Source organism: Taibaiella soli, from assembly GCF_003236175.1.
Taxonomy (GTDB): domain Bacteria; phylum Bacteroidota; class Bacteroidia; order Chitinophagales; family Chitinophagaceae; genus QKTW01.
This window is the reverse complement of sequence record NZ_QKTW01000007.1, coordinates 40,453-64,035: the sequence shown is the minus strand read 5'-3', so window position 1 is coordinate 64,035 and position 23,583 is coordinate 40,453. Positions and strand designations below refer to the sequence as shown.

General features: G+C 44.4%; 14 protein-coding genes and 1 tRNA gene. 9 read left to right on the top strand and 6 right to left on the bottom strand.

What is annotated here, in order from left to right:
- Nucleotides 1-541 precede the first annotated feature (541 nt).
- Nucleotides 542-7,681, top strand: a complete 7,140-nt coding sequence (locus DN068_RS04985) for a DUF7948 domain-containing protein (protein ID WP_110997792.1) — start codon at nucleotides 542-544, stop codon at nucleotides 7,679-7,681.
- Nucleotides 7,682-7,780: 99 nt separating this feature from the next.
- Here DN068_RS04985 and DN068_RS04980 read toward each other — a convergent pair whose 3' ends face one another.
- Together DN068_RS04980 and DN068_RS04975 are read right to left on the bottom strand one after the other, a co-directional pair.
- Nucleotides 7,781-10,513: an outer membrane beta-barrel protein gene (locus DN068_RS04980; RefSeq protein ID WP_110997791.1), complete on the bottom strand. Its 2,733-nt coding sequence runs from the start codon at nucleotides 10,511-10,513 to the stop codon at nucleotides 7,781-7,783.
- An 8-nt stretch (nucleotides 10,514-10,521) separates the two neighbouring features.
- Nucleotides 10,522-11,280 carry a GLPGLI family protein gene (locus DN068_RS04975; RefSeq protein ID WP_110997790.1) on the bottom strand — a complete coding sequence of 253 codons (759 nt, stop codon included), beginning with the start codon at nucleotides 11,278-11,280 and terminating at the stop codon, nucleotides 10,522-10,524.
- Between the two features lie 141 nt (nucleotides 11,281-11,421).
- Here DN068_RS04975 and DN068_RS04970 point away from each other — a divergent pair, with 141 nt between their 5' ends.
- Complete coding sequence (locus DN068_RS04970; protein WP_110997789.1) at nucleotides 11,422-12,864, top strand: sensor histidine kinase; 1,443 nt, start codon at nucleotides 11,422-11,424, stop codon at nucleotides 12,862-12,864.
- A complete protein-coding gene (locus DN068_RS04965) occupies nucleotides 12,854-13,552 on the top strand; it encodes a response regulator transcription factor (RefSeq protein ID WP_110997788.1) in 699 nt (232 codons plus the stop codon). Before DN068_RS04970 ends, DN068_RS04965 begins: the two co-directional genes overlap by 11 nt.
- A gap of 9 nt (nucleotides 13,553-13,561) precedes the next feature.
- On the opposite strand, the gene DN068_RS04960 is transcribed toward DN068_RS04965, so the two are convergent.
- The gene (locus DN068_RS04960) at nucleotides 13,562-14,908 is read right to left on the bottom strand and encodes an MORN repeat-containing protein (protein ID WP_123985232.1); all 1,347 of its coding nucleotides are present in this window, start codon (nucleotides 14,906-14,908) and stop codon (nucleotides 13,562-13,564) included.
- Nucleotides 14,909-15,108: 200 nt separating this feature from the next.
- On the opposite strand from DN068_RS04960, the gene DN068_RS04955 reads away from it, so the two are divergent.
- The 3 genes from DN068_RS04955 (at nucleotide 15,109) to DN068_RS04945 (ending at nucleotide 18,779) form a co-directional block, all read left to right on the top strand.
- Nucleotides 15,109-17,025, top strand: coding sequence for a WG repeat-containing protein (locus tag DN068_RS04955; protein WP_165836280.1), 1,917 nt, complete (start codon nucleotides 15,109-15,111; stop codon nucleotides 17,023-17,025).
- Between the two features lie 128 nt (nucleotides 17,026-17,153).
- Nucleotides 17,154-17,729: a Crp/Fnr family transcriptional regulator gene (locus tag DN068_RS04950; RefSeq protein ID WP_110997785.1), complete on the top strand. Its 576-nt coding sequence runs from the start codon at nucleotides 17,154-17,156 to the stop codon at nucleotides 17,727-17,729.
- A 75-nt stretch (nucleotides 17,730-17,804) separates the two neighbouring features.
- Nucleotides 17,805-18,779: a quinone oxidoreductase family protein gene (locus tag DN068_RS04945; protein WP_110997784.1), complete on the top strand. Its 975-nt coding sequence runs from the start codon at nucleotides 17,805-17,807 to the stop codon at nucleotides 18,777-18,779.
- A gap of 189 nt (nucleotides 18,780-18,968) precedes the next feature.
- Here the strand turns inward: DN068_RS04945 and DN068_RS04940 are convergent.
- Nucleotides 18,969-19,042, bottom strand: a tRNA-Ala gene (locus DN068_RS04940).
- A gap of 81 nt (nucleotides 19,043-19,123) precedes the next feature.
- Between DN068_RS04940 and DN068_RS22045 the strand changes: the two genes are divergently transcribed.
- From DN068_RS22045 to DN068_RS04930, 3 genes are all read left to right on the top strand, one after another.
- A complete protein-coding gene (locus DN068_RS22045) occupies nucleotides 19,124-19,282 on the top strand; it encodes a DUF6728 family protein (protein WP_165836279.1) in 159 nt (52 codons plus the stop codon).
- Nucleotides 19,283-19,488: 206 nt separating this feature from the next.
- Nucleotides 19,489-20,526, top strand: a complete 1,038-nt coding sequence (locus tag DN068_RS04935; RefSeq protein WP_110997783.1) for a dioxygenase family protein — start codon at nucleotides 19,489-19,491, stop codon at nucleotides 20,524-20,526.
- 400 nt (nucleotides 20,527-20,926) lie between these two features.
- The gene (locus tag DN068_RS04930) at nucleotides 20,927-21,808 is read left to right on the top strand and encodes an OmpW family outer membrane protein (protein WP_110997782.1); all 882 of its coding nucleotides are present in this window, start codon (nucleotides 20,927-20,929) and stop codon (nucleotides 21,806-21,808) included.
- Nucleotides 21,809-21,851: 43 nt separating this feature from the next.
- Here DN068_RS04930 and DN068_RS04925 read toward each other — a convergent pair whose 3' ends face one another.
- Together DN068_RS04925 and DN068_RS04920 are read right to left on the bottom strand one after the other, a co-directional pair.
- Nucleotides 21,852-22,121 (bottom strand): hypothetical protein, encoded by a 270-nt coding sequence (locus tag DN068_RS04925; protein ID WP_110997781.1) that lies wholly within the window; start codon nucleotides 22,119-22,121, stop codon nucleotides 21,852-21,854.
- A gap of 310 nt (nucleotides 22,122-22,431) precedes the next feature.
- Nucleotides 22,432-23,583, bottom strand: a complete 1,152-nt coding sequence (locus tag DN068_RS04920) for a DegT/DnrJ/EryC1/StrS family aminotransferase (RefSeq protein WP_110997780.1) — start codon at nucleotides 23,581-23,583, stop codon at nucleotides 22,432-22,434.

Here is a 23,583-nt window from a genome sequence, read left to right as displayed (position 1 = left end):
TGAAGAGCGTCTGGCAGGGCTTCGACTTATACCGGAGACTGGTGAATGGTGAACGGTGAGTGGTGAAACGTCAAAAGTGAAACGTCAATGAGGAGCGTCTGGCAGGGCTTCGATTTATACCGGAGACTGATAAATGGTCAATGGTGAATACCGCACCGAGAAAGGGCTTCCTGCAGCCTTCGACTCCGCTCTGCCAGACCCAAGTGGTGTTTTTTCCCATGTCACGTCGACCTAAGGAGACGTCCCGCGAAATGAATGTGCACATTTCATAGGATCCCTCTTTCATCGGATGACAAGCGTTGACACAAAAACGCCAAACCCTCACCATTCACCGTTCACCATTGACCATTGACTCACTACAAAGACTCCTCTTCAGGGGTTGGGGGCTTTGTAGTGAAATCACTACAAGCCCTATTTAAAATCCCGTTGTATTTTTCGCACGGGGAAAGAGTATAGTGGTATGCACTAGCGTACCGGCACAATTATCTACACTCGCTTTTTTACTAAGAATTACCTGATTTATTATTTAACCAATAGTACTATGAGAAAACTATGTGTTTTTCTGCCCTTGCTATTATTTGGTCTTGGGGGAGATCAGCGTGCAGACGCCCAAACATCGTCAGCCGGAAAGAGCATTGTCTCGAAAAATCAGGCCCAGAACTGGATTCAGGAAGATCCTACCGGGTTTATTGAAAACAAAGGCCAGTTTACAGATCAGGCAGGCAAAATGAATGCCGCGGTGAAATACCTACTGCATATGCCCGGTCTCAATGTACAACTACGCCCTTCCGGTTTCAGCTATGATACCTGGGTTGATGAAAAAAGCGGCGAACGGAAGTTTCATCGCGTGGACATTGAGCTGGATGGCGCCAATGTGAATGCGGTTTTAGCAACAGGCAATCAACTGGCAGACGCTGAAAACATCATCAGCGACCACGGCCGTTTTGAAGGCATCCATAGTTTTCGCACCATTACCTATCGCAATATCTATCCGGGCATTGACCTGGAATTTGTAGCGAAAAAAGGAACGGACAAACCGGTAGAGTACAACTTTATCGTACATCCGGGAGCAGATGCTTCGCAGATAAAAATGAAATACAACAGCGGTTCCGACATCAGCCTGAAAAATGGCATGATTGAAATGGACTTAGCTTTTGGCAAGCTGAAAGAAAAAATTCCGGCGAGCTATACACAGCAAGATAAACATAGTCTGGCCGTTCAATACAAACCATTGAATGAAGATGCAAATCTGTATGCATTCAACGTTCCGGTCTATGACCACAGCAAAACGCTGGTGATTGACCCAACGCCGAGTCTGGCCTGGAGTACTTACAACGGCGGAAACGGCGGCGACGTAGTCAATTCCGTAAGCGCAGATGCCTCCGGCAATATCTACATTGCCGGTACGACTACGTCCACCAATCTCATTTCTACAATTGGTACCTTTCAAAATATTATTGGCGGCAACACCGATTTCTTTCTGACGAAATTCAACGCAGCAGGCATTCGTCAATGGGGGACCTATATCGGCGGCAGTTCTGCCGAAAGTATCCAAACGGCGGCGATCTCAGTGAGCGGTAGCGATGTTTATTTTACAGGAACGACTGCGAGTAGTGGTCTGGCTACAACAGGGGCATTCCAAACTGCACCTACGGGAACGTCCAGCGCATACCTCGCGAAATTCAACTCAAGCAATGGTACGATTGCCTGGGGAACCTATTTTAGTGGCGCAAGTGGCGCAAACTCCGGAGGCCTGATCACAAATGCAGACGGCAGTGTTTACCTCACCGGTTACACATCTTCTACAACCGGCATTGCAACTTCAGGAACTTTTCAGACAACGCTTCAGGGTACTACTGACGCTTTTGTAGCTCGCTTTGAGGCTACAGGGTCGCTTACCTGGGCTAGTTATCTGGGCGGAAACGCAATCGAAAACGCACGCGGCGTCACTACCGACGCCAGCGGTAATATATATGTGACAGGACTTACGGGCAGCACCAGTGGCCTTGCTACCACCGGCGCTTTTCAAACAACTTTAGCTGGCGGCAACGATATATTTCTTTCCAAAATCAACAGTACAGGAACGGCGCTGCTGTGGAGTACCTATTGGGGTGGCAATGGCAATGAATTTGCTTCTTTCGTAAAAGTAGACCCATCCGGAAATATCGCAGTAGTTGGCGCAACAGGAACAGCTACTAACAATCCGTTGGTTACCTCAAACGGACTGGCTTCTCCTGGCGCGATGAATACCAGCCCGCTTGGTGGCCGTGATGTGCTGATTGGCAAGTTCTCTCCTTCAGGAAGTCGCCTTTGGTCGACCTACTATGGTGGTGCCAATAACGACATGACCGTTTCGGCAGATCTCGATGAAAATGGGAATATATTAATTGTGGGTGATGGCTTTACTTCTGGCCCTGCTTCTCTTACAGGCAATCCGAGCACTAATCTGGCTACGAACTGTACTTACCAGTCTGCGATTGCGGGAGGTAATGAAGTTTTTATTTCCAAAATCTCGAATGATGGCAACACCAAATTGTGGAGCACTTATTTTGGTGCATCAGGTGATGAACGTGCATTTGGTATTAAATACCTGGGCAATGGCAATTTCGCCATTGGCGGTACCACCAACAGCACATCGGGCCTCACTTCACTCAACGTACAGCAGACAGCCTTTGGCGGAGCCACAGACGGCTTCCTCGCCAGATTCAACGAAGGCACAGCGCCTTCAGACCTGGCAGTAGCAGCATCTGCCATTAGTCCGCTTACCCAAACGGCTTGTGTTCAGGGCATTCCGGGCACGATTACAGGCAATGCGGTTACCATTTACAACCCACCAACTTTTACCAGTCCTATATTTTACCAATGGCAGGAAGCAACTTCAGCTACTGGTCCATGGACAAATATTTCCGGTGAAGTATACAAAGATTTGCAACCATTACCAGCTGCAACGACTTTGTACTATCGTCGTCTTATTTTAGTAAACAACGGGCTTTGTGATAAGAAAACAGTAGACAGTTCTGCGGTAGCAACCGTAACACTCAACACCAATACAGCACCGATTGCACATGCAGATGGCCCGCAATGGTATGTTTGCGGTACAGGTTCTAACACAGTTACCCTAAATGGCAGCGCAACAGGCGGCACCGGTATTTACAGCAGTTACCAATGGTATGCGGGCAGCGACCTGACCAATCCGGTTGCTACAACAGCAAGCTATACACCAACGGTAACCGCGAATACAACCTACACACTGAAAGTAACCGATAATGCGGGTTGCGTAGACGTAGATCAGGTAGCTGTAGTACCTGCTATTGCCAATGCAGGCGCAGATATAAGCATGTGTGAAAACAGCAGCGGCATACAAATCGGCACTGCCGGTACTCCGGATGGCGCGGTGACTTACTCCTGGACTTCCATTTCCGGCGATCCGGCTTCTTCATTGAGCTGTACCAATTGCGCACAACCAATTGCACATGTTGCTACTACCTCTGTATACAGACTAACAACTACTGTTACCAGAAAAGACGGAACAACTTGTAACACTACTGACGACGTAACCGTAACATTCGTAGCGGCACCTACGGGCGGCGCAAGTTTTGGCGGTACGGACAAAACAATTTGTAAAGGTTCTATCGTTGCTCTCGGCAGCACTAACGATGCAACGGCAACTTATAGTTGGTCTCCGACTGCTTACCTGAGCACTTCTACTCTTTATAATCCAACTTTCGATGCAGGAACTGCTGTGGTGCCATGTCCAATGACTTACACTGTTACCGCAACCAAAGGCGGATGTGCATTCACAGACCAGGTAAATATAACCGTTATTGATGCATCGACAGATCAGGATAACCAAACATTGACCTGCGGCGCATGGGCCAGCGGCAATACACACAACTGCAGCGGCGCTACTTATAGCTGGCAGCTGATCAGCGGTTCGGGTGTAACGCCAACTGGCACACAATTGCGTAATGGCGGCGCTGATGCTTATCTGATCAACAATGGCGGTACCAATGCAGTTTATCTCCGCACTACTACGCTCAATGGCGTAAGCTGTAACTCGGGACAGATCACTGTTGCACCATGTACATTGGGCAATGGCTGTCCTTCCGGAACTATCAAATTGCTTTCGCCACAAGGTTGTCCAAAAGTATTTAACACACAAGACCTGCAATTGTATGTTGACGGTGTGAATGCTTCAGACTATGATTTCAGCTGGACACCAGCGGGCATTATGGATAACGCAACTTCACCTGTTGTAACAATTACATCGACTACTGCAACAACAGTAAGTGTAACACTGACCAATAAATACACTGGCCAGGTATGTAGCGTTTCCTCAATTGCAATCAACGATCCTTCCTGGACTTTACCAACGCTGAACGTTACCAATAAAGCAACTTGTCCGGGCACATCAGTGCTTCTTGGCGAAGCGGCAGCTGCTGGCTACTCTTATTCCTGGTTACCAGTCACAGGCTTGAATTTACCTGCCATAGCGCAACCTACGGCAACCCTGAGCGACTCCGTAAACTATACAGTTACGAAAGTTGACATCATCAGCGGTTGTCAGGTGAGTGCAACAGTAAAAGTGAATGTTTCTTCAATCAACTTCGATGCAGGTGCTGACCATGCTGTATGTAATGGTGCAACGGTTACTTTAGGTACAGTGCCAGGCGGCAACTACACGTACAGCTGGACGCCAACCAATGCAGCGTGGACGAATGGCACTGGTCCAACCAATGCGAATCCTCAGGTTTTGTTTGCAAATACTGCACAAACATTCAATGTAACGGTTACTGATCCTGCAACAGGTTGTCAGAAAACAGACGCAGTAACACTGAGCGGTGTTGTCGCTACTGGTGAATATGCAGGTATTGTCGTTGATTCACTTTGTCCGGGTGGTATTGCACCATTAGGCAAAACACCGGTAACAAACGCTACTTATCAATGGACACCAACTACTGGATTAAGTTGTGCTACATGTGCCCAACCAACGGTAACAGCTGAAAACACCACGCAGACTTATTATGTTACAGTAAGCTATCCTGGCTGTTCTACACCGGTGACTGATAGTGTAATTGTACCAGTTCATATAATGCCTGCGGTAACACTCGCGGACCAAAATATCTGTCCTTCCACTGCAACGAATATCGGTATCGGCGGAACAAGCAACACTGCCAGTCTCCCAACGGCAATCAGTTATAGCTGGTCTCCGGCTACTAATATGAGCTGCGTTACTTGTGCAAGCCCACTGGCAAATCCGGTAGCAGTTACTAACTATACAGTATTGATCACCTACGCCAACGGCTGTATTTACAACGACACTGTTGTGGTAACACCAACGGTTCAGGTTTCCGCGAAACCAAATGCGACGATCTGTCCTGGTGGTACCGCAGTATTGGGAAGTCCTTCGCAACCGAATATTACTTATGCATGGACAGTTATTTCCGGCACAACGAGCAGCCTTACTACTCCAAATATCGCACAGCCTACGGTCAATCCAAATGTTACTTCAGTTTATGAACTATCCGCTACAGGAACCGGTCCTAATGCAGGTTGCACGCTCATAGATGATGTACAGGTGACGGTAAAAACATTACCAACATTCAGCATCAGCGGACCAAGTGCAATTTGCGCAGGCGGTACGGCTACGTTGTCTGTGACACCAACAACAGCGAATACTATTTACCAATGGAGTCCCGCTGCGACTGTAGCTAGTCCAACCAGTGCAAGCACTGCGGTGAATCCATCTGCTGCCACTACTTATCGCGTGACACAAACGGACCTGAATAGCGGCTGTAGCAACTATCAGGAAACCATTGTAACCGTTTCGGCAAACAATCTATCAGCAACAGGCGGCGACTTAATCGTATGTCCTTCCACTTCTGCTACAATGCCACTCACAGTTAGCCCTGCAACTGGCAACACCATCGTATGGACGCCTGCTACTAACCTGAGCGATGCTTATGCGCAAAATCCGGTTGTAACGCCGTTGAGCAGCGGCGACTATATCGCAACTGTTACCAACAACACCAGCAATTGCGTAGACACAGCTTTAGTGACTGTGACTGTCCCTACCTCTTGCCTGGCTTATGACTTCGGTGATGCGCCGCTTATTTACGAAGGAGGAAACCCTGCCAGCCACGGCGTCAATGCTTTGCTAAAAATCGGTACGGCAACAGACGCTGAAAGCGCTCCGGTAAGCGCACTGATGAATGCACTTGCGATTGGTGATGATGACAACAATGTGATTAATGACGAAGAAGGTATCCGTTTCTTACCAGGTGTAAATACAGGTAGCCAGACAATTGGCATGCTTGTCAACAGCGTATTTAACAACACAGGCAATCCTGCCTATCTCGCGGCATGGATCGACTTCAACCATGATGGCGACTTTAACGATGCGGGTGAACAATCTGCTGTACTTACAATCCCAAGCAGTACGACAGCAACGAGTCCATTGCTCCAATTTAACGGCTTTAATAATGGCTGTTCTGTTGTCGCGGGTACTTCTTATTTACGTGTACGTCTCACTACCGACACTACAAATGGATGGAATAAAACACCATTACCAACAGGCGTTCGCGCAGATGGTGAGGTAGAGGACTACTCTATTTTAATTACCGGCGCCGACTTTGGTGATGCACCTGCTATTTATCCTGCTGTAAGAGCGCTTGTTTATCCTGATCTCAATAATGACGGAAAACCAGATTCTACGGGTAGTGTGTGGTTAGGCAATCTTGTTGACTATGTGGGTTGTGAATATGTAGCTTCTGCAACAGCTGTTACCGATGATAATACCGGCTTACCGGATGAAGATGGCCTGGACGCAGGTACATTCATGAGTCCTAATGTTACACAAACCTGGAATCTTACGGTTAATAGTCAGGGTCCTGTAAACGGCGTACAATGGGGTATGTGGATTGACTGGGATGGTGATGGCACATTTGATGCATTCTACAATGACAGCGTCAATACTGCATCTCCTGTAGTTGTTCCGATATCTGTTATTTCACCGGCAAACAGCGCCAATTATGTGGTACGTGTTGGTGTAAGAGCAAACACTGCATTTACTGCGGCTGATTTTACAGCACCAATCACCAATGGCGAATGGGAAGATTATATCGCTCCGCTGAATCCGCTGGCTGTATACCTCACTTCATTCACTGCTACGAAAAATGGCAATACAGGTTTGTTGCAATGGACAACAGACAATAATACCGAGGGAGAATACTTCAAAGTGGAAAGAAGTATTGATGGTCAATACTGGGAAGAGCTGGGCCGTGTCAACGCAATTAAGACTGCCGGCGCTATGACTTATCATCTGACCGACAACGCACCGGTACAAGGCCGTAACTACTATCGTCTGCGCATCATTGCTACAGATGGCAGTTATAAACTGAGCCCTGTGCGTCAATTAAACTTTGGTAAGATTCCGGTAACGATCTCGGTATTGCCAAACCCGGCGCATGATATTGCTACTGTAGCATTCAGCGAACCAACAAGTGAAGATTTGTCTATTAATCTGGTAGACGGTCTCGGTCAATTGATTACTACTTACAAGATACCATCAGGTACTACACGCTACGCACTGCCTTCACTGGCCGGATTAGCAAGAGGCGTTTATTATCTCGATGTAAAAGGAAATACAACGCACGATCATTTCAAACTGATCCTGCAATAAATACCTTAGGGGTTGCTTTCGATTACAAAGGCCGTCTTCATTGTAAGACGGCCTTTTTCATAATTAAAATACAAGAAAAAATAGCGATGACGCTTACAACTAAAGGAGACCGGCGCCACCCTTTACTTTATTCAATTTATAACCCAGCGAAAACATTAAATAGCGCCCGATAATATTTGACCTTTGCTGCAACAGGTAGTTCAGCTGACTTGTCTGGTAAATAGCTCTGTTTTGATTCAAAATATCGAAACATCTCAGATTCAGACTGAGTCTGTCATTCTTCATCAGATACCGCGTTAATTCCGCGTTGCAAATAGGAATCGTTACTGCTTGATAAACGCCTTGAACTGTATAATGAGTAACATCGCATGCCAGGGAGATATTCCAGTGCGCCAATGGTCTGTAGTTGCATCTGATAAAACCCGTATAGTTGTAATAATTCGCGTTCTGCTCCTTATTGATCGAATAACTAGTATGGGTAATTTCTGCCCGCACACCCCATCTTACGTCTATCTTATCATTATTGAGATTATTGAAGCTCAACTTCCCGCTGTGTACAAAAGTGTTGTTAGTGTTGTTCACGTTGTTGATTGACGCTATAGACTGATCCCAGGTTTCGGTTAACCCAACAGAAACATTTAATCCTATTTTTTGCACAGGCCGGGCGTATTGCAGATCCAGCCGGGCATTGCAATCGTAACGATTATTTGCCATCACCATGTGCTGACTTAAATCGGGCATTACCGTCTGCGACCATCCAATCTTATCTTTCACATAACTCCCGTTGAGCATTGCGAAAAAAGAAGACATTGTAAACTGATCGAAAATAGTATAGCTGCCATTCAGGTTATGCGCATATTCTGGTTTTAGATTGACATTCCCCTGAGTTACCATCAACGGATTACTATAATCTGCCACAGGCAACATTTGTGCTGCTTGTGGAGCAGAAACGGAAGCATAATAATTCACCGATAACGAGCGGCCGTTTGTACTCTTCTGAAAAAATGCGGACGGTAGTAGATAATAATAATTCCGGTTATACAGTCCGCTGCCATTTAAGTACGGCGCTATCGATATATTTTCTGCCTTTAGCGAGATATAGCTCTGTATATTTTTCCTGTTTCTCTTCAGTTGCAAACCAGCATCTGCAGTCATTGCATTCCGATAGAAGCGTGGACTCAATGAATCTGTGGGACCTTCTGCACCATATAGCAATCCTTGTGTCCGATAATCACACTGCTTTTCAAACCTACCGGCAACAGATGGCACCAGAAAAAAGCCTTTGCCAAATGACCGTACCGCAGAAACTTCTGCCGATGTATTTATTGTCCGCTGTTCATTATTCAAATACTGCTGATCTGTTGCCTGCATGGCTGGCGAAAAGAATTGCGTGATATTGTTCCATTCACTCCTCTCATTCCAGTTAGCATATTTCGCGCTGATCCTTGTTTCAAAAACCGGCCAATGATCATTCACTTTCCGGATCCAATTGAGTGTACCGTCAGCAGATGTTTTGAGCGAGTTATTTTTGGTGTAGCTGCTCAAATAATTTTCTGGCATTCCACCCGCAAGTGTTTGTGTATAGGCTGTTCCAGCGGCATTCGCACTCCCGATCTGACCATGCACATCTAAAGTATACATGTTTTGAGAATCCAGCTGATTGCGCCAATGAAGCGATAGCCGGTTGACCAGATTATTATTGTTTTGCCAGGTATTAGTCACACGTTCGAAAGAACTCCCGGGCACATAATTTTGACTGATGGTCTGTTGATCCAGAAACTTCTTTATCCCATTGCCCATATAGCTAAACGTAAGCCTATTCTGACTTCGCGGCTCTATTGTATAATTAAATGCCGCAGCCCCAGAGGTAATTGCACCGCTTATCGGTTGACCATTATCGATCGGAACTTCATCGCCATTGATATTGATCTGCCCACCGCTTTGCATCATAGAACCCAATCCACCGTTAAAGTTCAGATAGTCTTTAATGCTAAAACCGAACTTATTGATATTATTAAACATGCCCATTGCCGCAAGCTGTTCTGTCTTCCGAAATCGGAATGCTTTTATTGCCCCCTCATATCTTCCATTACTGCCGGCACCGGCAGTCACGTCACCAAAACACCCGAGCTTTTTGTTTTTCTTCAATGTCAGATTGAGGGTTTGCTCACGTGAGCCATCGTCAATACCGGTAAAAAGACTTCCATCCGATCTCTTCTCAAATGCTTGTACTTTATCAATAGCATCGGCAGGCAAATTTTTAGTTGCGAGTAACGGATCATCGTTAAAAAATTCCTTCCCATCCACCAATACTTTCTTTACATCTTTACCCATTGACTTGATGTTTCCATCTTTATCTACCTGAATACCGGGCAGCTTACGCAGTAAATCCTCTACGACTCCGTCGGGCTTTACTTTAAACGAAGAAGCGTTATATTCCAACGTGTCACCTTTTACACGAACGGGCACTCTTTCACCAGAGATCACCACATCATTTAATACATGAGCCGCTTTATTCTCTTCAAGCTTAATGTCCCCCAGAGCGGCGTTCATCCCATCAGCCACAGTGATGGGGCGATATTCGGTATAGTAGCCGAGCGAGGCCACTTGCAGCAGATAAGATCCATTGTTTACATTGTTGATTTCAAACCGGCCTGCAAGATCAGTAATGCCAAACGCGACAAGTGTAGAATCGGCGGGAGCAAGCAGTGATACGGATACAGCGCTCAATGTTCCAACCGAATCTTTTACGACTCCATTAAGCCGATGCGTCCCTGCAATCGCGTTCGAAACCTGGAACAACAAAAAAGCGAAAACCAAAATAGCGCGCATACAAACCTTTAATTTCCAGCGGGCGAAAAAATGACTGTATTACCACTTCCACCACCACCATACTGCTTCCTCAGCTCATCTATTTTCTGTTCTGTAATCTTCTCAAATTCCTCTTCTGTCACTTTTTTCCCCTTAACCGGCGCTTTAATCTTTGCCAGGGTCTTATCATCTGCAGTGGTAACGCTAAGGGCAACGAAATGTACCTGATTCATGGTCATTTCCAGAATCATCCCCGGGAGACCAGCATATACCTGCGGACCAGCATTTACCGGTATAGAAGTAGTAAACCATACCATAACAGAGTCTTTCTTATCCAACGCCACAGCTTCCATGCACGGTAAACCAATAATCGTTTTCTGTCTTCCGGTAAATTTCCATTTCAACACGGGAATGTCCTTATCTATTAAAAATACACGACCCATCAAATCCTCCTGTTCTACTATTTTTTTCGCCTTCAGATCGGTGTAAACAATATGTTCTGCTTCCCCTCCGTTTGTTTGCATCATAACATTGGTGTTACCCTGCGTATATGACATGTTTTTATCCGCTTTCTGAGCACTTGCCTCATAAAGTGAGGCCGTTGGGCTGAAATACAAAATCTTCTCCGACTGTTGTTCCTTGGGCAGCATTGCTTTTAGCGATTCAGGAATATCCTGGCTTTCCAGATTCAGCGAAACCGTCTGTCTGTAAGTAATTATACCCGTGGTCTGCTGCGCCAAAGCTGGCATTGATAAGGCAAGTGCGAATGCCGAAAATATTTTTTTCATTGTGTCGTTTTTATGAAACAAAACTATTGGCTGGCCCTACAGACAAGGGTTAACAAGGCCCCAATTGTGGTTAATTAAGGTTAATGACTCGTATTTGGTACAACTACATTCCCTTTTTTTGCAGTACATTAATGAACACAAGTGGCAGCACGGAAGAAACATAACGGAAGAACAGGCCTGATCGCCGCACTGATGATAGCAAGCGAGTTGATGCTCCTTGTATTGACGATCATGTGGCTCAGATCACAATACGAAGCAACAAAAAAACAGCTCAACGCAGATATCCGGAATGTGTTTGATCGAACAGAAACGAAAATCACGGATAGCGTCGTAGGTAATATGGTAGCACATATTCTGAAAAGCATGCCTGCTTCGCAATTCACGAAGAATCCCACCGTGATGACGCTGCATAGCAACAGCACTATTATTCCGGATAGTGTGACCCACACACAAGAACAAGCCACTGGCTTTATAATTGCCCGGCAAGCTACAGACAGTGCAGCACTGCAAGCTACCGACAGTTTACATCCAGACGACCTGATCAATCAGACAATGCGCGTTGCATTCACAAAGCTGATGGGCGAGCATGGATCAGGCACCACTGAATTACTGGCTGGAGATACACAGCTGCTGAAAAAGAAATTTACTGAAGCATTAGCGCACACCTATCCGCATATCACTGCCGCGTGGCTTCCAGAAAAAAACAACAGCGAAAAAATCTTCAGATACAGATCCGCCAACAATCGTATGACTGTACAACTGACCGGTTACCATTATTATATTTTTCAACGAACCTGGCCGGCATTCGCTTTTGCAGCAGTGTTGGTAACGCTGACAATCGTCGCTTTCGTGCTGGCTTACCGAACTATAAAACATCAGATGAATTTCAGTGTTCAGAAAGATAGCTTCATCAGCAATGTTTCGCACGAGCTAAAAACACCTGTAGCCGCTACACAGGTGGCACTGGAAGCATTGAAAAGTTATGGTGCTCTGCACGATGTTACACGATCAGAAAAATATCTGAACATTGCGGCATGGGAAATGAACCGCTTACGGATACTCATAGATCGTGTAATCGATAACCTGCAAGCCGGAACCGGGCAATTGATATTAGAAAAGAAACCAACAGATGTTGGCATACTACTGCGCGAAGTCACGCAAGCATTGCAACCGGCATTCGCAGAAAAACAAATGGATATTACCTGGAATATCCCGGATATGCCGCTGATCGCAGCTATAGACAATGTCCATTTTACGAACGCTTTGTACAACTTACTCGACAATGCTGTTAAATATGGTGGCAACAAAATAGAAATAACCCTTCGCGGCACGAACGAAGAAATTCAACTAATGATCGCCGACAATGGCCCAGGCATAGCCAGGGAATATCAGCATAAAATATTCGAACAATTTTATCGTGTTCCGCAGGGCGATGTACATAATACCAAAGGGCACGGACTCGGACTCGCTTATGCAAAACATATTGTGCAAATGCACAATGGACAGATAATACTCAAAAGTATACAAGGAACAGGCACCACATTTATTATTTCCATTCCTAAATCAAATCCGAATGAGTTGTAGAGTGCTTTATATAGAAGATGAGGAGCACCTGGCCTGTATCGTTAAAGAAACGATGGAGCTGAAAGGATATGTAGTATTACATAAAAAAGACGGATTAAAAGTGCTGGATGCAATCAATGATTTTCAGCCGGATATCTGTGTGCTTGATGTGATGCTTCCGCATACAGATGGATTTACACTTGGCGCCTCTATCAGAGCAGCACACCCACAATTACCCATCATATTTCTTACCGCAAAAAGTCAGACTAAAGATGTGCTGGACGGCTTTACGGCAGGCGGTACAGACTATATGAAAAAACCATTCAGTATGGAAGAACTAATGGTACGGATCGACAATCAGATGCGGATAACGGGACAGCAGGAGAAGACCGGCAACTCGAAAAGCAAGCCACAAATGCAGCTGGGAAGTTTTATTTACACACCTGAAAAACTGGAACTAAAAGACGGTAATAATATTATCAGGCTATCCGCCAGAGAAGCCGAGATCCTCGATATCTTCTGTACGCATGTAAACACGATCCTCGACAGACATAAATTGATGAAGTTAGTTTGGGGTGACAACTCCTATTTTATCAGCAGAAACCTGGACGTCTATATTCGCAAGCTGCGCGATCATTTCATCACAGGGAGCGGCGTAGAAATCATTACCCTAAAGGGAAAAGGATATCAATTCTCCGTAAACAATTAGAAAAACGAATTAGCGACCAGCAATTCCCAGCATCCATTCCACGCAATCTTTCGGATCTACAATAGACCATGAATGCGGATGTCTTGTGCCATCTACCCTGAAACCCTTTCCCAGTGCAGGAATAAACTCTACTTGCTTATTTCCCTTTTTCATCAGGAAGCTCGTCATTGCTGAGAGATCTGCAGCATTCATATGGTAATAATCGCGGCCTTTGTATTTGAGCTGCCAGAGAATATCCGGGTCACAATACAGTCGCACGGGCACATGTATGAGGAATTTTGCGTTGCCACCGTCTTCCTGATCTCTGGAAAATTCAGAGCCGTCAATATATCGCTGCGGAAACTGCTCCGGAGAACCACCATAAAGTTTATGGAACTCATCTATCAGAAAGCGGTCTTCGGCCAGGGCCACTTTCTTGCTTTCCGCAAGGCTATCACCTTCGCGCTCATATTCTTCCTTCATCGATTTTGCATTGTGGTATAAATTATTCATATCCACCGGCGGATCTACGCCAATTACAGCAATCGGCTTCACATAAGTATCATACCGGTTATTCCTCGATAATTCTGTATAATGCAAAGCATTTTCACCGCCGAGTGAAAGCCCTGATAAAATAAATTTGTCTCGTGGCAATTTATATTTGGTTACCAGCGCCACAAATACCGTTTCAAAAAATCGCATTGCCTGTGCGTCGCTGTCCAAACTATTGTTATAATTAGCACTCACGACCGCTGTCGCAATATGAGCATTATACGAAAGCTGCATCAGTTCTCGGTTACAGCTGATTACATTTTCTACAGACTCACCAGTAGAAGGGAATAGAATTAAAACTGCTTTCACCGTTCCCTCTGGCTTCAATAAATAATAAAATAGCTCGGTGCCAGGATTACCGGCATCATAAATTCTGGTACTATCCTTTAATGCAACTATTTCCTTCTTTAATAGCGGTAAATATTTAGCATCTAAATTCAGAAACTGCCCATTCACAAAATTGCCTACGGTCTTCCCCCCATTTTCAAAATACATGGCGCCCTGTCCATTCAGCGAACCATCCAGAAAATTTCCCTGCATCGTTGCATATCCGGGAATGAGCAGCTTCCCGTTCCCTTCCACATTACCGGCTTTCATCTGACCATTATAAGTCGCGAGCACCTTTCCCTGCTGAGACCAGACCAACGTTCCATTTCCCGATGCAAGGCCATCTTTACAAGCCCCCGACCAGCGAATACTCATGCCAGGCGCATCTTCGTCTGTAACTATCTTACAGCGGGTAACAGAATCCATTAAATACGTCACTTTCTGTGCTATGCAATCTGAAGATATGAGGAGTAAAAAGGAGAAGAGGAGCTTTTTCATAATTCCCATTTAACGGTTGAGGGTATTATTTCAAATTTAGGCGGAAATACGGGGTTTTTAAATAGACACTAAAAAACGGTTCTGTAAAATTTCTATCATAAAAACGGTACAAGCTACGTTATCCGTATCTTTTTGTTTTCCTTCGCAGTAGAATGTTTCGAACGCTTATTCGTTATTTACTGAACCGAAAACCTGACTGTATGCAACACTTATTTTGGGCACTGACTTTTCTTTTGATCACAATCCAATCATCAGCACAAACAAAAAAGCTATTCAAAATAGTGGAGCATGGAAAACTTGGATTTATAGACCAAACCGGCAGGACTGTGATTCCCCCAAAGTATAAAAACGGGGATGACTTTTCGGAAAATCTGGCGAGCGTGCGAATTAATGGAAACTATGGCTTTATCGACACGAACGGTAATTTCGCTATTCCACCGCAATATGATTTCGCAACAGATTTCAAGAATGGAATTGCCCGTGTTTATTCCGAAGGACAACCGATTTTCATTGACAAAAACAACAAACGAATTTTACCTCCCGTTTATAAATCCATTGTATTTATTAGTCCCGAAAAAGCTATCGTACAGACTTCAACAGGGAACAAAGGAATTATAAATTTGAAAACCGGGCAGTTAATTGCGGATACTATTTATTCCCGGCTCGGACCATTTACCAACGGTATTTCGGTTGTAGAAAAAGTAGATAAAAAGGATGAAGACCGGGCACCAGGTTACGCTGTAATCGACACAAACGGAAAATTGATTGTGCCCTTTGACAAATACAGGGACATCAGAAACTTCACAAACGGATATGCCCGGGTAGAAATAAAACACGAAACAGACGATGACTCCGAAAATGGATTTATTGATGCACGGGGCAATTTCATTTTTCAATGTACCCGCAAAAACAAAAGCTATGTTTCCGGCAGTTTCTATGATGGCCTCGCCGTTATATCACTTTACAAATACTGGATTCCTGAAGAAAAAGGTGTTTACATGTCTTCCGACAAAAGCTATCAAGGCTACATAAATCTGAAAGGAGACGTTGTTTTGAACGATGTTTCCAACCGATATGTGTACGATTTCTCTAACGCCCGTGCATTTGTTGAAGATGATAGCAGAAACTTCCGTTTGATTGATACCAAATTTAATACTATTGGGAAGGATACATTTGACGGCGTACAAAACAAAGGCTTTAGAAATGGCTATGCTATTGTAGAAAAAGAAAATGGCTGGGGTATAATTGACACTAATGGAAATTTTGTTGTTGCACCACAATTTCAACGCATCGCGGAATGTGGGATTACCGATAGCTGCTTTTTTTATGCCGTTAGAAAAAAAGATGACGACTTCATGTATGGGATTGCAAACATGGCCGGCAAAATCATCACACAACCTATCATCACAGAATTTGACCATTCAGGTTTTCAAAATGGATTGCTATTGACTACTGTTAATAACAGGCTCACTTATTTTGACAAAGAAGGAAACATCATCTGGCAGGAAAAAAAATATCCTCGGAACACACTCGACACACTGGATATAGACTTTATGAACAGAGGTTATTTCTACGCACATTCCGAGAATTACAAAACAGATATTGGTGGATTCGGCGGTTCCGGCAACAATCCCCACACAGTCTCAACTGAAGACCTGCCAGATGGTTTAAGCATTACCGTAGACACCAAAAAAACGGATACTTTTCAGCATCTCTATGCCGGATTTCATGTAATTCTAGCCAACCGGACAAAAAAGAAAATCCTTTTTAGCGCACAAGACAGCAGACTCTACATGAGGGTACAGGCCAAAGACAAGGACGGAATCTGGAAAGACATCGAATATTTGCCAAGCAGCTGGTGCGGCAATAGCTACCACACTTTAACATTAGCGCCTGATAAATATTGGGAGTTTAGAACGCCGGTGTATTCGGGCGAGTACAAAACAAAAATGAGGATCGCACTTAATTTTAAAAATCCTCGAAGTACATTACTAAGCCCGCGCAAACAGCAAAAAGCCATATATAGTAATGAATATGATGGCAGCATTAATCCCGGGCAGTTTTCTAATAAACGTGCTTACTATCCCGGCGGTCTTATGGACCCTTACAACGACTAATATTTCAACAAAAAATGCCGCTTCGTAAGCGGCATTTTTAATTTCCTGGGACGAATTAATCAAAAACAATCCTGAACGCTTTCAGAAGAACAGCGTTAAATTGCATATGCGGCAAAAGTCCACCGAACATGTTCGAACAATTCAAAGACAAATTCAACCTGGATGAAAGAAAATGGAACGAATACCTAAGCTGTTTCCACAGGATGGAGGTTGCCTCGAAAACAACTTTGCTGGCCGAAGGCAAGGTTTCGAAAAAAATGTTCGTCATTGAAAAAGGTTGTATCCGCGCATGGCTCAACAATAACGGAAAAGATATTACCGCGCAGTTTTTCTTCGAAGGAGAATCAGTTGGCTCTATCGAAAGTTTTATGAAAAACATTCCAAGTCCGATCACTATAGAAACCATTGAACCGAGTATTTTATGGATGATCAACAAAACTGACTTAGACAGAATGCTCAGCGAAATCAAAGAGATTCCTCATCTGCGGGATATGTTCATAAACAAGATCTTCGAGCGGACATTCGATTACATGAAATACTTCTTTTCGTCGATCAGAGACACGCCGCAGCAACGTTACCTTGATCTTATAAAGGATCGTCCGCAAATTGTAAAACGAGTGCCGCAGCATTATATTGCTTCTTATCTGGGCATTACAACTGTGCATTTAAGCCGTATCAAGAGTAAACTGGCTAAAGGCGATTAAGCCGACTTAATTTGATAACAAATGTTATCGTCATCAAGAAAAACACAACATAGCTTTGCTGAAAATTCTATAAAAATGAAGGCAGCTGTTGTATTTCATAAAGGTGAATTGCCAAAGTATGTAGTTGATTTTCCCGCACCGGTCGCACAAAACGAAAACGAGGTACTGATTTCGGTAAAAGCATCCGCCGTAAAAAATCTTGATAAAATGCGCGCCAGCGGCAAGCACTATTCTACGGCTCACGAAGAGTGGACGGCGAAAGTAGTGGGCGGCGATGGTGTTGGTTTACTCGAGGATGGTACACGAATCTATGGAATTGGTGTAACTGGCATGGTAGCAGAAAAAGCGGTGATAGAGAAAGACAGAATGGTGAAACTTCCAGAGGAAATTGATGATGCAACCGCAGCTGCATTACCGAATGCCGTTATGGGATCTGCACTGGCCCTACATTTCAGAGCTGCGCTGAAAAATGGAGAAACCGTTTTAATCAACGGAGCAACTGGAGTAACCGGAAAAATCGCGGTACAGCTCGCGAAACATTATGGCGCTAAAAAGGTAATTGCAACGGGCAGGAATGAACAATCGCTGCAAGACCTTTTGTCAATGGGTGCCGATGAAATTATTTCCCTGAAGCAGGATGATGAAACCTTTATCGCCCGGATCAAAAATGCGCACAAACAAAATCCCATCGATGTTGTAATTGACTACCTCTGGGGACACAGTGCAGAAATGATCTTATCTTCTCTAAAAGGCAATGGCGGATTTTCACATCGCACACGTTACGTAACTGTGGGCGGAATGATGGGTGATAATATCACACTCTCCTCTTCCATTCTGCGCAGTACCGATATTCAGATTTCCGGTTCAGGCATAGGCAGCTGGTCGCGGGATGAAGTAAAAGTGTTAATTACTGATATCCTTCCGGATATGTTCCAGCTAGCTGCTGATGGCAAATTAAAAATTGAAACGGTATTAGTTCCTTTAACAGAAGTGGAACAAATCTGGGATGCTAACATTGATGGAGGAAAGCGATTGGTTATTTTGATTTAGACCTAAAAACATAAGGCTTAAAGCTTTCTCTTATGTAAACTTGAGTAAAGTCTGGAGACTATGCCTGAACTTCTTGTTGAGCGAAGTCTCCGGACTTCGTTCAGCCAGATGCAGTCTCATGGCCGCCACAACAAAAGCTGCAAATTTGTTGTAAAAAGAAAAAGTCACCCGAAGGTGACTTAAAGCTTGTGGAGGATAACGGAGTCGAACCGATGACCTCTTGCATGCCATGCAAGCGCTCTAGCCAGCTGAGCTAATCCCCCCTAGAGTGGGTGCAAATATAATGTTCCTTATTTATAATCTCCAAATTTCTTGGTAACTTTAGTGAAAGGAGATTAAAGATCATGTGGCGTCAGATTCTCACATATTTCTACATTCGCAAACGCGATCCCAACGAACCGACAAATATGAATATCAAGTTTATGCACGGCATGAACCGCATTTCATTATTTATGTTTCTGATTGCGATCATCGTGATGATTATCCGCTTGCTGAGACGCTAGTCTGTTCCTGCATATTTTCAGGCAACATGGATCAGGATCCTTCCGTCAGGCCAAGGATTTCAAGGCCTGCGTTTTCCCTTTTTATCTACTTCCTTCGACCGCTTATCGCAACACATAAAATATACATATATCTGTTGCGTAACTTAGGAAAATACCCCTTGCCACATACAACGGGTCATTCCTTTTTTACCTAAAACAATAATAAGATGGAAAGAAAAGATTTTCTCAAAGGCGTCGGACTACTCGGCATCGGCTCGTTTTTGCCATTCAGCAAATCAAGAGCCGCAGGCACAACCGGCAATGTCCCCACAGGCACCTGCGTGCTTATTCCGCAAGAGACGGAAGGGCCATATCCATTTGATCTCAGCGGCAACAGCGCTATGTACCGGCAAGACATTACAGAAGGAAATTCGGGCACGCCACTTCATCTTACACTTACTATTGTCAACACAAATGATAATTGCAGTCCGGTTACAAATGCCCGTGTAGATATCTGGCATTGCAATAAAGACGGCTACTATTCCGAATACGCCAACCAACCTGGTTATCTGGGCACTCAAAGCCATGTGGGTGAAACATTCTTTCGAGGCATACAGATTACAGACAATAATGGACAGGTGAACTTCACTACCATTTATCCGGGCTGGTACACTGGCCGTACTACGCATATACACTTCCAGATATTTCTCAATTCTGTACTGAGTGCTACGAGTCAGGCCGCATTTCCAGACAGTCTGAACACAACAGTTTATAGCACATCGCTCTATTCTGCACACGGACAAAATACTTCGGTTGCCGCCAATTCAGCCGACAATGTTTTCAGCGACATGACCAACACGCAATATGAGTTGCTTACTGTTACGTCCAATAACAGCACAGGTGGCTATGATGCTTCACTCACAGTTGGTATAGCTGTTCCAACATCTGGCGTCATTAACCTGGAGCCTGAAACCGGCGGTCAGTTCAAGTTATCACAAAACTACCCGAATCCATTCGCAGGGAGCACCTCCATTCCTTTTACGCTCGCCAATACATCTGATGTTTTAATTGAAGTATTTGATCTGGCAGGAAAACGTTTATTGGGCATCATTCGTAAAAGCCTTGGTGCTGGCGATCAGACCATCACATTAGACGCATCGAGTGGAATTAATGCATTAGCCGCAGGAAACTATCTGTATCAATTTTCGGTAACAAATAGTAATGGCACATTCCGACAATGTAAGATGATGGCAGTAACTCGCTGATTTATTCCGTGTTGTTGTATTGCTTAAGTGGTACAGCAGCACGTTTTTTATTTAGGTTTCCGCAAAGAGCATGAAAAGCGGAGATGCTAAGATCTTTTGAATACAAACATCTGATGTTTTACAAACCGTTGTACTAACGCGTTTCTTTTCTCACAGTGCACAACGACGTTGTTTTTAAAAGAACCCACACTACGCGAGATTCTTCCTTCGGCACAGTGATAAACACGACAAACCCCTTTTCAACGTATAAACCCATCTGATGTTTCACCCAAAAACATCTTTCTGTTTCTAGCTTTTAATTTTATTTATCTACGCATAATAATTTCATCACAATAATTTTTACTCTATGTCTATTGAACTTTTACAGGTAGAGTAGTATCTTGTTCTCCAAATCATCACAATGAGAAAGAGCACATTACTAACAATGGCGTTGGCCATGGTTGTGGGGACAACTATGGGTCAAAAAGCCGGCCAGATCAAGGCCCAGAAAAAAGACAAGCGGAGCTACTACATTGAGGCTCCCAAAAAATGGTTTGTAAAAGCGGGGTTGGGTTACAACTTTGCTGCCGAAAGAACACAGCTGGCTGTCAGCGGTATCGCCTATGGAGACGGCGTTTCTACCAAAGTAGTCACTTCCCAGCCTCGTCGCGCTGCCGTAAACGCGGGCCTGCAGGGAACAGTTGGTGTCGGCTACATGTTCAACAAGTACATCGGCGTTTGTGTAAACGTCAATGCGGGCATTGCCAGCAAAAAGTACACGTATGAAAACTCAAGCAGCCTGGCACAACCATTTGGCAATTCAATCTCCCAGACACAGCAGGCGCAAATGCCTGTGCTGGTGACACCATCCTTCTATTTCCAGACAACCAACAAAGACTTTAATCTGTACTCGCGCGTAGGACTTGCATTGCCAGTTTATCAAAAGATCAAAATCACCAGCGAATCAAGTGTAGGAACTACTGAGTACGCTGGAACCACGACGATGAAAACAGATTTTTGTCCTGGCTTCAATGGAGCAGTAGGTGTCGATTACAAGATCAACGACAATTTTCATTTCTGGTCTGAAGTGAGCATGTTGTCGCTTTCACTGTACACGAAAGAATCTACGATTACTTCTTATTCAGTGAACGGCGCCGACCAATTGTCTGCCATCCCGGAAAACAAACGTACAACTAAGTACACCGAGGGTCAGACTACAGCAACCGGACCAAACTACCAGGCAAAATACACAATCCCATTCTCTACGATTGGACTCTTTGCCGGTATTTCATACCATTTCTAAACTTTGATAACAGCGCCTCTGCAACGGGGCGCTTTTTACTGTATTATTTCTTCATCTGTTTCATGCGTTCTATCGCATGACGTACAGAAGCTATTCTGCGTACTTCTCTTTCCTTTTCGTCATCCGAAAGGGTCGCCCATGCTTTTTTATCTGCGATCGATGCAGAAAGCTTTTTGATACGTGCATCAATGGCACGGTTACGGAATATGGCGAAAACCTGCTCTTTCAGGCTATCAAATACTGTTTTCGTTTTGTAGGTCATGGTCGATGAAGATGACATACGGTCCTCGTAGGGAGTTGCAATTTCGATCATAGTGTGCAGTTTTTTACGTCCGTATTTATGATACAATATTATTTTCTTCTTTTGGTTTGGGTAGTTAAGCAGTTGCTAATGATCCAAAATGGCGGAAAATAATTAACTCCATAATCACATGTACGGCAATATGATAGTTTTGGTTTTGACGGAACAGCACTTTTCTTTCGCTTCTTTTATAAATTTAACCACATTTTTATATTAATATTTCATCAATTATATCATACCAAAAATCATGCCAACAAAAAAAGCCGGGACCAAAAAATAGTCCCGGCCCTAGCCATATTTGCAAATCTGCTGATATGCCCCTCTAAATCAAAGCAGGTTCCTGCATCAGTACATTATCCAGTACCACGCTAATTCTTCCCAGATCTTCTGTCGTAAGATTCGATCCCGACGGCAGACAAAGACCCTGATTAAATAATTTTTCAGAAGTACCATCTCCGTAAAATGGTGCTCCGGCAAATACCGGCTGCATATGCATCGGTTTCCACAATGGTCTTGATTCAATATTCTCTTTATCAAAAGCCGCCCAGAGCACCTCACGAGTCAACCCGCCGGCCTGCTCCGTATCGATAAGAATTGTAGTCAGCCAGCGGTTGCTAAAAAATCCTTCCGGCTCTGCGACCAGAGTAATTCCTTTTTTATCAGCAAAATACTTTTGATAGAATGCGTATACTTTTCTACGTTCTGATACACGTTGTGGCAAAACTTCCATTTGTCCCCGACCAATGCCCGCACAAATATTGCTCATGCGATAGTTATACCCAACCTGAGAATGCTGATAGTGTGGCGCTGCATCGCGCGCCTGCGTTGCAAGAAAAGTTGCCTTGTCTGCATATTCCTTGTTTCCAGAAACTAAAGCCCCGCCACCAGAAGTTGTAATAATCTTATTTCCATTAAACGAAAGAATAGCAATATCACCAAAAGTACCACAACGACGGCCGGCGATTGAAGAACCCAACGCTTCTGCCGCATCTTCCAGCACCGGAATTTCATAACGGCGCGCAATCTCCATCACTGCAAACATATTCACAGGCATACCATAAAGGTGAACCGGAATAATTGCCTTTGGCTTCTTCCCTTTGGCCAAACGATCCTTGATTGCTTCCTCCAGCCAGTATGGAGACATATTCCAGGTGCCTGGTTCGCTATCTACAAAAACCGGTATGGCCCCAAGATATTTGATTGGATTAGCAGAAGCGGAAAAGGTCATGCTCTGACAAATTACTTCATCGCCGGCCTGCACACCTAATAAAATAAGTCCCAGATGCAGTGCTGCAGTACCGGAGCTCAATGCAGCCACAGACACATCATTGCCGAGGTATGCTGCCAAATCAGCTTCCATACCATTTACATTCGGACCTAAAGGCGCTACCCAGTTTGTATCAAAAGCTTCTTTTACAAAAGTTTGTTCTTTACCGCCCATGTGCGGAGACGACAACCATATTTTTGAATTCAT